The organism is Candidatus Nitrotoga arctica (genome assembly GCF_918378365.1).
Classification (GTDB): domain Bacteria; phylum Pseudomonadota; class Gammaproteobacteria; order Burkholderiales; family Gallionellaceae; genus Nitrotoga; species Nitrotoga arctica.
Genome location: NZ_OU912926.1, coordinates 124280 through 138170, shown reverse-complemented (window position 1 = coordinate 138170; position 13891 = coordinate 124280). Strand labels below are relative to the sequence as shown.

Sequence of the window (13891 nt, the reverse complement as noted above, 5' to 3'; positions counted from 1 at the left end):
TATTTGTTGCCAACATCAACCCTCAAGAAAAAGGGCACAAATAGGAACTTGGATTTATGGCGTGCCCTTGCGAGTGCCTGAAAATTAAGCTTTGGGTGCGGGAGTAAACGCGTCAGAGAAGAATTCCTCGTTGGGCAATCCGCGCAAGGTCGTAAAGTCACGGTGTGCTGCTTCCACGACTACTGGTGCACCGCAGGCATACACTTGGTAGCCGAACAAATCGGGGTAATCTTCGAGTACAGCCTCATGCACGAAGCCCGTCCTGCCTTGCCATTCATCCGCTGGCAACGCTTCCGACAAGACCGGTGTAAATTTTATGCCATGAGTTTCCCATTCCCTGGCTTTATCGAGCATATAGAGACCACTCAATTTATGCGCCCCCCAATAAAAATGCATAGAACGTTTCACCCCAACGTACAGTGCATGTTCGATGATAGACTTGATTGGTGCGAAGCCGGTGCCGCTGGCGACAAACACCACAGGTTTGCTGCTATCTTCACGCAGGAAAAAAGAACCTAGCGGCCCCTTGAAACGCAGGATGTCACGCTCTTTCATTTGCATGAAAACATGCTTTGTGAACTCGCCACCTGAAATGTTTCGCACATGTAGCTGCAGAAACTCGTCATCATGTGGAGCATTGGCCAGTGAGAAGCTGCGCGCCTTACCGCCTTTCATAAGAATATCGATATATTGTCCCGCAAGGAACTGCAAACGCTCGTTGGCAGGCAACTTGAGGTAAAGCACCATTACGTCATCAAGTCGTTCCAACTTGTGTACGCGGCAGGGCAGGGTTTTCACCGGAATGTCTTTTGCAGCATTCACTTCACGACACTCAATAATCAGATCGGACGTAGGTTTGGCGCAGCAAAACAGGGCCATACCCTCTGCTTTATCTGCTTCACTCAATATACTGTCCTCGTACTTGCCGTAATCCACTGTGCCTTGCAGCAACAAACCCTTGCATGTCCCGCATACGCCGTCCCGGCAACTGTAAGGCAAAATAAAGCCATGCCTCAGTCCCGCCTCAAGGATGGTTTCGTCGGCTTCCATGATGAAACTATGATCGCTTGGTTTAATAAGAACGTTGAATGCCATGTATATCTCGTTTGCCACATGCGCAAAAGCGGCAATTTTAACGCATAATCATGCAATGAAACGAATCTTGATTGTTGGCTGCGGCGATATCGCCATGCGGGTTGCGCGCCTGTTAAACGGCCATTACCGCTTGTTTGGACTGCTACGTAATACTGCACGTTTCGCTGAATTACGCGCGGCAGGCATCACCCCGTTGCCGGGCGATCTGGATAATGCACGTAGCCTGCGTCGACTGACCGGGCTGGCGCACACCGTGCTGCATTTTGCGCCGCCGCCGAATACTGGCCAAAGCGATACTCGCACCCGCAATTTGCTAGCCGTTTTATCGCGCGGCACACTACCTGGGAGTATTCTATATATCAGCACTAGCGGGGTATATGGCGATTGCGCTGGGGAGTCAGTCACGGAGACCCATACACTGAATGCGCAAACTGCGCGCGCTCAGCGCAGAGTGGACGCGGAAAATAAAATTCGCAGCTGGGCAAAACGCACCAACGTGCGTGCCATTATCCTACGTGTACCAGGTATCTATGCGGCGGATCGGCTACCGCTGCATCGCTTGCAGCAAGGCACACCAGTAATCATGGCAGCAGAAGATAGCCATACCAATCACATTCATGCAGACGATCTCTCGCGTATCGTGACTGCGGCATTACGCCATGCAAAACCGAATCGGGTGTACCACACCAGTGATGACAGCGAACTAAAGATGGGGGACTATTTTGATAGTGTGGCAGATGCATTTGGTTTACCGCATGCGCCACGTATCAGCCGTGAGCAGGCACAACAGACCTTGCCAAAAACCTTGCTTTCGTTCATGAATGAATCACGCCGCCTGACGAACACGCGCATGAAACGCGAACTGAAAATAATGTTGCTCTATTCGACTGTGGCGGATGCTCTGAAAATTATCCACAAACCCAACCTGGACATCTAACTGCATTGAATTCGGATTCAACTTTTATCCTGCCGTTCCTTTTTTCTTATTCTTATATTAAAAGATATTGATATTCTTTCAATGTCTTCCTGATTTGGCTCGACTGAATGGGGCAACCAGGACGGGAACATTACTAGATGGTTTTTTCTTGCCGGATATGAAAACTTTGGCGCATTAATTGCATTAAGCTCTGAAATGGGCGCTAGAGATTCTATGGAATACTGCTCTTGAAAATTCCTGTAAAACTCTATTTGAGCATTAGAGTCGGTAACGTAATAAGCACCAGATATAAACGATGAGCAATGAATGTGAATTTTATTGTAATTATTTAACTTATTAATGTTTACCCATACATTATCCATATAAGTTTCAAAATTTACTTCATCATATCCAAAATCAGATAAACATTTTTTTGACCTACGTAAAATTTCATTTAATAAAGGAGTTAATTCCGGATGGTCACCATAGTAAAACTCTTTGGATTGCCACCCCCCAACATTACTAACATCATGTCCACGTGGATCGGATTGCTTCAATCGATGACAAAAATTAAAAATGGCATCAGCATCAATATCCAGCTTATCCCACCAAACAGGTGTCGAAAAATAGGTATCAAGGTTCATCGTTTCACATCTCCTGAACTTCAAAAATCACGGGGAAAACATAAATATGTGGCAACCAGAATAAGCAATGAGCAGTTTATAACCACCTGAATAAAAATTATATTTGCTTGTTTCAATATGGAATGGTCAATTCACTATATTTTTTTGGCATATAATTTGCTGCGATTTGCTATTCCCGAGTTTATTTACAGATTGCAAACGCATATCTTATATATTACTCATGCTACTGAAGTCAGCATTGAAAATATCAAGCCTGAAAAAAAGATATCCCTGATCAGCTGAAAAGTGCCGTAACACCTATATTGTTTTCCACATCACATCACATTTTTCTTTGGCGGCCGCTGAGAGTAATTCAATCAAAGGTAAAGCCCGGTTTTTTAGGCTCACATTTTGCTCATGGGATTCTTTATCCTGGACATCGCTAGACTTTGCCGGGGGCGGCAATCTACTGTCCGACTGGATAGCATTTTTCAAGCGCTCAAGTGCTGCAGGGACATCCTCGGCCATGATAGCGCTGGGCACTACGCCACTGTGCCCCATCATCTTGATCAAGTGTAGCGCTGCCTCACCGAACATGGTTATATCAGGATATGCTTTGGATGTGAACGTTACCAACATAAATTATCTCCAGGAGTCTTTACGCTTTCCGAGTATTGGCATGATTGAAATTTTTTATTATCAAATAAAAATCATTACCCAATCATAGAGAAAGCCAATACAGGTAAGGGTTCTAAATAATACTTGGTCAATTTCCGATATGCAGCAGTTTCAATAATGAGCCAGCAAATGGTAGCAGCGCTGTGCAGTAGCACACACAGTAAAAATCCGGTCAGACTGGTTGACCATTCTAATTCACTGTAGGCAATTTTTGTAATGCATGCAATAGAAAAAATGGAGCGAAACTATTTAAATTGGCAACTTCAAAATACCGTCGGTAGTCAGCAACAAAGAATTTTTGTGCTGACCCTCACCCATCGATTGTTGGATAATGAACAGCAAATAACCAAAATACGAATAAGTTCGTAGCCTCCTCTACAAGCGCAAACAATTTTAGCTAAACTTCAAAGTGCGGAGACAGATTAAAAATCTGGCCCTTTAATTAACAAAGACGAAAGTTTATGAATAAATCAAATTCCCCTGCACTGCTTTGGACATTAACAATATACCTATTTGCAACCAGCGCAAATGCAACACCTATGAATAAATCTCAGGAATATGACGTTCGGCAACCTCAAGGGGCAGGCATACAAAAGCCTGCTCAAGAAACCCTGATCATGGCGGATGATGAATTAAAAAAACTGGCTGAAAACCATAGTGGTAATTGTAATGCCGCGCCTGACCCTGCAAAAATGCAATACATTATTGGCTATGGCAGCTTGATGCAAGATGAATCGCGTCGACGAACGACGCCTAATGCCAATATTTCTTATCCCGTTAAAGTCAATGGGTATCAACGTGGCTGGTTTACTAAAGGTAGCGGGGTTGGGTTTAGCACCACTTTTTTGGGTGTGGTACAAAGTAAAGAGAGTGCGCTGAATGCCGCCATTTATACTATTGATGTAACAGAAATCAGCACTATGGATAAGCGAGAATTTTCTTATTGTCGATTAGCAGTGGGATCCGAAAACTTTTCATTACTTAAGCAAGATATTCCACTGTCGCCCGGACAAACCTGGATTTACGTCAATAAACCAGACACCATTGCTACAGCGAACAGACGCTATCCCATTGTTCAGTCCTATGTGGATATTTTCTTATCCGGCTGCCTGGAACTGGAACAACGTTTTGAACTAAAAGATTTTGCCAGGCAGTGTCTTGTTACCACAAGTAATTGGTCGATTCAGTGGATGAATGATCGAATCTATCCACGGCGTCCTTTTATCTACCAACCCAAAGCCGGGCAAATTGACCAGCTTCTCAATGAACATCTACCACAGTATTTTCAGCATATCCGTATTGAATAGCCAGAATAATCATACAAGGTCATTATTTTTACATTATTCCAAAATAAAAATGTGGCAGAAGTGACAAACACAGCTCCTGCACTCAAGTTTAATTATCCTCCATGGCAATAAAATCCTCTCTTGCGGGCATCCACTCATGTTCTAAACGGCATAAGCCATAATCGCGGGTCTGCCCGGTGATTCGCACCGAAGTAGTCACGGTATCAAAGAGTCGCAATCCTTCAGGATCCATTGCATGAGCGCGAATGGTATATTTTCCTGGCAATAACTGAAGATTAGAAAGACGAATACAAAAACCATATTGCGAGGGCGCAATTTTATTTGGAAGGTACGCTGTTTCGTTTGAATGAGTACCGTAAACTGGCGTTCCATCGACTCGAACGATACCAAACAGAATCACTGGCGGCCGATCATCGGGAGAATGTGCCACACCACAAATACGCAATACGCCATCCATCTCAGCCACCGTAGTTACCACACCCACATCATTCTCCAACCAAAATTTGCGAATTGTGTATATTCCACTTGGCTGTACCACACGTTCCAAATGCGCCGCTTTGCTATTCTTTTCTTCGTGGTAGGTCAGGTATTCACGCGTAACGTCAAAACTGTCGCCGTACATATGCAACTGCCCATCATGAATCCATACTGCCTTCTGACACAGCGTCTGAATATGGAACATACTGTGCGAGCACAACAGTAATGTCCCGCCTTGACTCAAATAACCTTCGATCCAGCGAATGCACTTTTTCTGAAACGACTCATCGCCCACAGCCAGCACTTCGTCAGTAATCAAAATATCCGGTTGCATGGCGGTTGCTACGGCAAAACCCAGCCGCACCACCATGCCCGACGAGTAATGCTTGATCGGTTCCGCAATATGGGAACCAATATCGGCGAATTCAATTATGGAATCCAGTTTGCTGTCGATTTCTGCGTTGCTCATACCCATCAGCGCGGCCGCCAGATGGATGTTTTCCAAGCCGTTATATTCGGGGTGGAACCCGCTGCCCAGTTCCAGCAAAGCACCGATACGTCCATTAACCACCACTTGGCCAGTGGAGGGCTTGACCACCCCGGCAATGATTTTCAACAGCGTGGATTTACCAGCACCATTTTCGCCAATCAGTCCAAGCGACTCGCCTGCTTTCAGTTCCAGGTTGACCCCCTGTAGTGCACAGAAATGGGGCACCTCACCACGCTTGAACAGCAAGGCAGCAATCGTGCGCAACCGGTTCCCACCAGTGGCTACGCTGGGATAATTCTTGCCGATGTTAGTTAGGCTGATAAGAGGTATTCGCACAATATTCGTGTCGGTAACAAGTTAAGGGGAAATGCAAATTTGGCGGAATTCGTAATCTTAACTATTCAATGAAACTAGTTTCCCGTAATGCAAGAACCAACTGTCTTTCAGAAAATATCACTGATTGATAGCGTACAAATTGTGATCAATTTTAAATATAGGGACTAAATGAAATCCTCAAAATAGGGTGACAAGCGATTAAAGAACCAGCGCCCGGCCAAAAAAATCAACGCACTACCAGCCAGCATTACCGCATCCTTCCAGCCAATCTGACTATTGCCAGTCATCAATAGCTCACGAATTCTGGTAATAAAAAAAGATAGTGGATTCAATGCAATGATCTGTTGTATCTGCTGCGGCACCAAACTTGCCGGATATAGAACGGGGGTAGCGTAGAACCAGATCATGAACAGCGGCGTAAGAAAGTGCTCAACATCCTTAAGCAGCACTTGCAAGGCAGCAAGAATCAGCGCTAGGCCACTGGTACATAGTAGCTGCATACAAAATAGCAACAATACCAATGGCAGAGATGAGAAGTACAGATCATTGCCGGTGAGCGCAAGCACCGCAATCACCAATAAAAAACCGACCACATGGACAGCATAAGTGGAAATAACAGCACCGTACACCAGCAGCTCGTGCGGGAAAGCGACCTTCTTGATAAGGCCTCCACCATTTTGTACTGCCAGCGCACCACGCTGCGTACCTTCCTGAAAGCATAACCACGGCCACAGCGCTACCGCAACAAACAGGATAAAGCTGTGGCCTTCCAGCTCAGGAAATTTCACCTTGAAAATAGCCGTGAACACCACCGCATACACCGCCAGCAGCGCCAACGGGTGTAGTAGTGCCCAGAAAATTCCGCTGACGCTGCCTACATATCGGCTTTTAATCTCTCGTGATAAGAAATTAAGCAGTAGCCAGCGATATGGCCACAGATTTCTGATCTGCATGGGTTAATGCTTTACGGCCTCAGGCTTGTTTATTTCTAATGGTTTAACATCGCTAGATTTCGAATCAAGGTTTGTCCAAAAGCGATTGACGGCCTCTTCATTTAATTTCAGCGATGGGTCAGTGAGTATGCCTCCAAAAAGAGTTGAGCGGAATTCGTTAAGATATTTCTCGCGCTCCCCCTGTATTATTTTTTCCTTTACCAGTTCAAATGAACGCACCTGTTTTTGTTGTTTTTCATGAAGCTGGATAATGTGATAGCCAAAAATTGTCTTTATCGGTTCACTGATATCGCCCGGGGAGTTAATAGCAAAAGCCGCGTCTGAGAATGGCTTAACCATTTTCCCCTCTTCAAAAAAACCAAGGTCGCCCTTGTTCCCTTTAGCACTTGGATCATCTGAGTACTCCAAGGCTAACTCTTCAAATTTTTTGCCGTCAAGTGCCTGTTCACGGACTTGTCGAATGCGTTGCAACGCCTCTTCCGGTGTTCTAGCTTTGGTGTCTACAAGAATATGTGAGGCATGTACTTTCGCTGGCAAAGTATATTTTTCAATATCTACCTGGTAAAGCTCGCGAGCACGCGCGTCAAAGTTTGGTATCGTAACCGCCTTGGTGGCCCGAGCGATATGCTCCTGCGCCAGAAGCTTGTCAGATGCTAGCTCTATTTGCTTGCTGATCAAGGGCTCTCGATCAATACCGGCGCTCCGCGCTTGTACGGCTAGCGTCTTGTTAATTAGCAGATTTTCCAGTAGTTTAGCAATACGGGTCTTGCTCGCCAGCACTTCCGCGCGATGTTCGATCGGAATACGCATGAGTTCTGCTTCAAAGTCCAAGCTAGTAACTTGGGCCTGTTTGGACTCGACTAATACCTGCTGCTCCTCGCTTAATGCTGGGGCAGTGCAGCAAACCATCACAACTAGCGCCGCATAATGTTTTAAATACATATATCTCATTATCCTTACAACCTCTATAAATAATTGCAAATAAAAAACTCCCCCATCTTCACTGATGGGGGAGGGGATGCACGAAAACTCTTTCAGGCCAGGCTGAATTTTACCAAGAAGTCGGCAAGAAAATTATTGTAGGTTTATTTGACTGTATCAGTTTATTGTACGCCATATACGCCACTGGTGATTGTTTCGAATCATGGAAAGGATATTTGTTAACAGTTTCAAAAGCATAGTTCCATCGTTTAATTTCTGCAAGAGGTGAAGATGACGTTGGAGCTTGCCCGCCACCACCTGTCGACGGCGGTGGCGTTGTCGTGACTGTCACAGTCGCTGAAGCAGTATTTCCCGATCCATCTCCATTAGCACCTCTCACCGTATAGGTGGTGGTTGCTGTTGGTGTAACGGTGCCGCCAGATGTAAAGTTAGTTGTACCGACTCCAGTCCATGCATACGAAGTGGCGGCGGGGCTACAACTTGCAGTCAACGTAGATATTGATCCTGAACCTGCACTAATTGTAGATGGCGACGCAACCAGACTGCACGTTGGCGTTAATGTGGGTGATGTTACAACACACGTAGCCGTCAGATTGCCACTGGAATCGACGGAAACGATAGAATAATCACATGAATTCCCCGCTACCCCATTTAAGGTTATCGAGCTTGCCCAAACTGACCCTACGTTGAACGTCAGCAAAGCCAAACCCATTACTACACTTCTTGTATTAATTAATTTCGTGTTCATACTACCCTCCATATAATGGAATTAGTTATTCTTTCGTGAGGGCGCTGTATTCCATAAAGTGGAAACATTTTCAGCACATGACAACAAAAGATTCGTTTAAAACAATCATACATATGTTCAATTTATTTGTTCAGTAATATCGTAGCTGTTCCGTTTTACTCATTTAAAGCTCCTGGTACTGTTCAGGCTATTAATATTATTTTTAGGTATTAATTAGTGACCTTTTCTAGTTCTAGAGAAGCACCCATCTCAAAACAAAAAATCTGACTACATTTGGACTATATAACACTCGGATAATAATAACGAGTCTATTACGCCAAATGGTCATAATCGGGGGACAGATGGCAATTGTACACAATATTTACATTGATAATCTGTAAATTGTCTGAATAAACAAAGAATCTTATGTGGTACGGCCCGACCAAAAAACAAGAGCACGGAATTTCTTCCGTGCTCTCATCTTAATTAACACGCCCACTTGCAGCGCATTGAATCACACCAAATACTAATTAGCCTCAGATATAGAAACCGTATATTTGTGGTTAAAATTGCCGCCATATGTTGCCAAAATTCCAGGCGCCGCATTTTGGTTAATAAAATCTTGCACCATGAAACCAACGGTAGGCAATCCGAAATAAGTATCGTCGTCTAAACTCGTCATCGAATGCGACGCATCGTTATGATGATCGCCATTCGCATCGTCTTGTCCATTGAAGACCAACACGTTGGTAGCGGAGAAAGACATCCTCAACCAGCCATTGTCGAAGTTAACTGGAACATTAACTCCGTTGGCGGATGCCAACACGGCGCTATTGTTGAATGTCATAACAGTACTTTCCCAGCATAGCGATGTTCCGCCGATTGCTTGTGGTGGAGAGAAGTCTTGAATAAGGACATTGCCTTCTTCGCGGTTCCAGTAGCTAATGGAAACAGGCTCGCACGCACCACCAAGCCAGAACTTATGGGTAAATGGGCTGAAAAGTTGAGTTGCATCTGTTGACAATGCCGGGTTATGGACAGGAACATAGTACCGTTTAGTCGGCATTGTAATTACCCAGTCGGTGCCAGACAGAGTAGCCGCATCCAGAACATACTCGTTGATGATATTGTTGTGCATCAGCAACGAGCTCACAGTATCCTCACCACTACTCCAAGAGCTTGTTACAGTGTTCCCGCCATTGAATACAACACCAGTGTGATCTGCAAATCTCATATCCGGTAAAATGCTGCCCGGTGGATTCCATATATTTTGCACATTAGTTGGAGCGAAAGCATCCAAAGCAACAGGGTCATAGCCAAAATCGGTTCCGCCTGCAACGTTCACCAAGGAGGCTGTTCCTGCCAAGCCACCGGTTGACGGATTGGCTCTAGCCGATTGCCCACCTACAATAACTGTACTGCTCACTCCCATATCCATGGTTGCGGTCTGAACTACTGCGCAATTTGCAGGCACGCCACTTACGTGTGTTACCGCCGCTTCGATCGCTGTGTTTGTAATAGTGCCCATTTCAATAATTTCGAAATAGCCTTCACGTGTACGATCCAGCGAAGTGGTTTCACCATCCCCTCCACTTCCCACAATACCTTCAAGATTTGCACCTGAATATGCAAAATTCACGAATTCTTTGCCGCCAGCAGGAATCGCTGGGGCAGTGCAAGATTTATCGGCAGTTACAAGCTTTGCACCGTTAGCCGTATTCACAACTGCGCCGGTCCACATGTCGTTCTTTGACAGATAGAGGTTAAAGTCAAGTACTTCGCGGCTGTTCCTACCCTCGGTAAAACGAACTTTTACGGCCTTGGCAGAGCTTGTAGTATTCACTACGGACAAATAAGTGTCCATTCCAGCGCGTGAGGTATAGTAAGGGTAAATCAAAACCTGACCCAAGCCATTTGAATTTACATGTACTGCAGAGCTTGCTGTATTCGCAATACCAACCGAGCTTACCGCTGCTACCAAAGCAAGATACAGTGATTTTCTTTTAAATTTTTGCATTATCGCTAGACTCCTTATATTTTGTTACGAAATGTTTGAAGCTTGACTTCAAGAAAAGATTTTTATTACTTTTATAAAGTATTACTCCAATAATTACTACAGTCGACTTTAGAAATTACTGCGATGTTATTGTATATCATAGTTGTTTCATTTTACAAGTGATTTTTTATACACATAATCCTCCTATTTAAATCCATAACTACAATTAACTCCATAACTACAAATTATCTACGCTGGACGTACCACCATTTTCCGTCTTGACGCATCCACTTCTCGTCCAGACGGGTCTCAAGTGATTTAATATCACGGTAGCTATACTCAATTGCCATTAACACCTTGCACTGGTCTTGCTCGCAAGAAACAGAATCTACATTTGCTTTTTTCCAATTGCCACCGCGAATTTTAGCTTTATATACATCGAGCGACATAACTTCACGCGAGCCCGGACTTAGGTAATTATATGCCTTGGCAAAGTCCCCTTTTATTAATGCTTCCCAGCGAGCAGCAGCCAGATCGGCAACCATCTTTTGCGGCTCTACCTGTACGGACTGAGCTAAGCCACCACCCGATCCCGCACAACCCATCATTCCCATACTCAAGATAAGCGCTGCCGCCCCCCTCTGCAATTCACAAACCATTCCGCACATCCGTTTTTTCAAAAGCTCACCCAAAATATCTATAGTTTTTTATTTTGACTATAGTCACCTTTGCGTTAATATGCTGTCAAGAACAATCTAAATTCTTTTATCAGGATGTCTCTTTTTTACAACAAGTGGAGGTTGATAAATAGAATTAGCTCCTTTATATTTGTTACTACTGAATTGTATATGGCTCCAGTATCCAACAATAATTAGTATTCTATGTGAGATAAAGTGTGTAATCAATTTTCAATCGCTCGCTAACAAATAAATCCGTTCGTCCTGCACTCCATTCATCCTGAGCTTATCGAAGGATAAATGGATTTTCCCGGCCATTACTTGTTGTTCATCATACCTATCGCTTTACGACAAGGCGTAGAAATACTTTAGGGCACGCCAAAGTTTTTTAATGCAAACAGGAAGCTACCTGAGAAAATAAATTTATTTAACTTGCTTATCCATTTGTTTGGGTATGTCGCCAGGCTTCCCAACTTTTTCCAGAAGCTCATTCAATCCGGCAGGCTTCTTTGGCACGTCACTAGATTTTCCGACATTTTCCAAAAGATCCCCTAATCCGCTAAGTTTTTTTCGGAATTCTTCGCTAACATCACGCGCCTGCTGATTATTAGCCACCAAACGCGGTGTAATCAGAAGGACCAGTTCGGTGCGGGTATTATTAAAAGTCTGAGCACCAAACAATCCACCGATAAATGGAATTTTCGATAGATATGGCAATCCGCTACTTGCTACGGTTTTGTTATCCGTAATTAATCCGCCCAATACCATCGTTTCGCCGGATTTAACCACCACCGTGGTTTTTACCGCGCGTTTGCTGATGGTAGGTGAATTAATTGAAGATGTTGTGGTTATTGAGGCCGCACTAACCTCTTGATTAATTTCCATCGTAACTTGGCCACCGGCATTGATACGTGGCGTAACCGTTAACAAAATTCCGGTATCAATATATTGAATTGAGGCAATAAGCCCTGTGGCAGAGCCTAAAACAGATTGGGTTTGGCTGGTAATTGGCACCCGATCTCCAACCTGGATCTTGGCGGTCTGATTGTCGGTAACCATTATATGCGGCGAGGAAATCACCTTGACGCGCGAATCAGTTGCCAACAAATTGAGCGCAGAGGCCACCCCTCCTGCCACGTTTGAATTACTCAATATATAGGAAAAACCAGGAGCCAACGCACTAATCCCGGGGCCGCCAGTATCGAGCTTGCCGCTGCCGTGCCTTCCATTATTAAAGGCCCATTCCAGGCCAAATTTCAAATCACCTGTTAGCGTTACCTCGGCGATGGTGACATCAATTAAAACTTGTCGCGGTGGCACATCAAGCTTGCGAATGGCGGTTTCTATTTTTTCGTAATTGGCTGGCGAGGCCAGAATCAACAGGGCATTATTGTCCTTGTCGGCGAGCACGCGAACGTCCCCCTTAACCGCGACACTATCGCCAGCCGCCGCTTGCTGTTCCGGAGTTGCATCCGCGGGAGTTTCTGTCGACTTTACCTCTGCCGGAGCCAAGCCAGGGGCAAGTGCAGGTGGGAGCGAAGTTGAGGCTGTTGATTTGCTGAAAACATTGTTGAGCAATGCCGCCAGTTTCTCAGCCATTCCATTCTGTACCGGATAAACGAACAAGCGCATACCGCCACCGACCCCGCCCGTGTGATCCAAACGTTCAATCCAAATTTTGGCCTGCTCCAGATATTTGGGTTGCTGGGTGATAACCAGAATAGCATTAAGGCGCTCGATGGGTACCAGTTTCACAACGCCGGCCAACGGGCTTAGCGCCTGAGCGCCAAAAATCTTATTGAGATCAGCTACGGCAGTCTTCACATCAACACTTTGCAATGTGAACAAGGCGACTGACATACCAGACAGCCAATCCACATCGAACATGGCGATGGTATCCTGTAAATGTTTTAATTCGCGTTCGGTACCGGAAAGAATAATCAGGTTGCGGGCTTCATCAATACGCACAGCATTCGCTTCAGTAACAAATGGCTCAAGAATCTTTACCATTTCCTTGGCGGCGATAAATTTCAACGGCGCGATCTGAACACTGTAACCGCGGCCACCTTGCAATATCACCTTGTCGTCTCCTAATTGCGGGGTGATTGAACCGCGCGTGGCAGTAGCAGCTGGCACCACTTTGTAAATCCCTTCTTCCCTGATGATCGCTGCCCCATTCATGCGCAACAGCGTTTCCAGTGTTGGCAGTAAATCCTTTCGCTGAAGGGGGCTACTGGTATGTAAATTGATTACTCCTTGCACCTTGGGATCAATGATGTAAGTTTCATTGAATATATCGCCGACAATTGCTTTGACAACCTCGCGTAAGTCAGCACCCTCGAAATTGAGCATCATTTCGTCTCCTGCAGCTGGTTTGGCCACGCTTGCAACTGGCGGCACCGGCGCATTGACAAATACGCCAGTACCGGGATACAACTTGACCTTCTCCGAGCCATCGACAACGACAAGTTTCTCCTCTTTTTTGTTCTTGGTCCCCGCATCGCTAATATTCTGCGTAACAAAGAATGGCTTCACGATCCCTTCGTTTTTCTTTTCATCGCTTTTTTTCATTTCGAACGTCTTGAAAAAAGTAGCACACCCTCCCAAAACAGGGAGCGTAATCATAACCAGTATCCAACGCAGGTAAGTTTTATTCATGCCGTTCTCTTTCTTT

At 45.1% G+C, this 13891-nt stretch carries 12 protein-coding genes; 3 read left to right on the top strand and 9 right to left on the bottom strand.

Annotated features, from left to right (window positions below; genetic code table 11):
- Positions 1-84 precede the first annotated feature (84 nt).
- Positions 85-1095 carry a CDP-6-deoxy-delta-3,4-glucoseen reductase gene (locus MKZ32_RS00635; RefSeq protein ID WP_239795487.1) on the bottom strand — a complete coding sequence of 337 codons (1011 nt, stop codon included), beginning with the start codon at positions 1093-1095 and terminating at the stop codon, positions 85-87.
- A gap of 55 nt (positions 1096-1150) precedes the next feature.
- Between MKZ32_RS00635 and MKZ32_RS00630 the strand changes: the two genes are divergently transcribed.
- On the top strand, positions 1151-2032 hold the full coding sequence (locus MKZ32_RS00630; protein ID WP_239795486.1) for an SDR family oxidoreductase: 882 nt from the start codon (positions 1151-1153) through the stop codon (positions 2030-2032).
- 17 nt (positions 2033-2049) lie between these two features.
- Here MKZ32_RS00630 and MKZ32_RS00625 read toward each other — a convergent pair whose 3' ends face one another.
- Both MKZ32_RS00625 and MKZ32_RS00620 read right to left on the bottom strand, forming a co-directional pair.
- On the bottom strand, positions 2050-2655 hold the full coding sequence (locus MKZ32_RS00625; protein WP_239795485.1) for a TIGR02466 family protein: 606 nt from the start codon (positions 2653-2655) through the stop codon (positions 2050-2052).
- 297 nt (positions 2656-2952) lie between these two features.
- Positions 2953-3273 (bottom strand): DUF1840 domain-containing protein, encoded by a 321-nt coding sequence (locus tag MKZ32_RS00620; protein ID WP_239795484.1) that lies wholly within the window; start codon positions 3271-3273, stop codon positions 2953-2955.
- Between the two features lie 500 nt (positions 3274-3773).
- On the opposite strand from MKZ32_RS00620, the gene MKZ32_RS00615 reads away from it, so the two are divergent.
- Positions 3774-4619: a gamma-glutamylcyclotransferase family protein gene (locus MKZ32_RS00615; RefSeq protein ID WP_239795483.1), complete on the top strand. Its 846-nt coding sequence runs from the start codon at positions 3774-3776 to the stop codon at positions 4617-4619.
- Positions 4620-4707: 88 nt separating this feature from the next.
- Here the strand turns inward: MKZ32_RS00615 and MKZ32_RS00610 are convergent, their stop codons facing one another.
- From MKZ32_RS00610 to MKZ32_RS00600, 3 genes are all read right to left on the bottom strand, one after another.
- A complete protein-coding gene (locus MKZ32_RS00610) occupies positions 4708-5922 on the bottom strand; it encodes an ABC transporter ATP-binding protein (protein WP_239795482.1) in 1215 nt (404 codons plus the stop codon).
- Between the two features lie 164 nt (positions 5923-6086).
- Positions 6087-6875, bottom strand: coding sequence for an ABC transporter permease (locus MKZ32_RS00605; protein WP_239795481.1), 789 nt, complete (start codon positions 6873-6875; stop codon positions 6087-6089).
- Between the two features lie 3 nt (positions 6876-6878).
- Positions 6879-7817: a peptidylprolyl isomerase gene (locus MKZ32_RS00600; protein WP_239795480.1), complete on the bottom strand. Its 939-nt coding sequence runs from the start codon at positions 7815-7817 to the stop codon at positions 6879-6881.
- Between the two features lie 386 nt (positions 7818-8203).
- On the opposite strand from MKZ32_RS00600, the gene MKZ32_RS00595 reads away from it, so the two are divergent.
- Entirely contained in the window at positions 8204-8443 is a 240-nt protein-coding gene (locus MKZ32_RS00595; RefSeq protein WP_239795479.1) for a hypothetical protein, read from the top strand.
- Between the two features lie 627 nt (positions 8444-9070).
- Here the strand turns inward: MKZ32_RS00595 and MKZ32_RS00590 are convergent.
- The 3 genes from MKZ32_RS00590 to gspD form a co-directional block, all read right to left on the bottom strand.
- The gene (locus MKZ32_RS00590; RefSeq protein ID WP_239795478.1) at positions 9071-10561 is read right to left on the bottom strand and encodes a hypothetical protein; all 1491 of its coding nucleotides are present in this window, start codon (positions 10559-10561) and stop codon (positions 9071-9073) included.
- 224 nt (positions 10562-10785) lie between these two features.
- Complete coding sequence (locus tag MKZ32_RS00585) at positions 10786-11199, bottom strand: hypothetical protein (protein WP_239795477.1); 414 nt, start codon at positions 11197-11199, stop codon at positions 10786-10788.
- A gap of 441 nt (positions 11200-11640) precedes the next feature.
- Complete coding sequence (gspD, locus tag MKZ32_RS00580) at positions 11641-13875, bottom strand: type II secretion system secretin GspD (protein ID WP_239795476.1); 2235 nt, start codon at positions 13873-13875, stop codon at positions 11641-11643.
- Between the last annotated feature and the right edge of the window lie 16 nt (positions 13876-13891).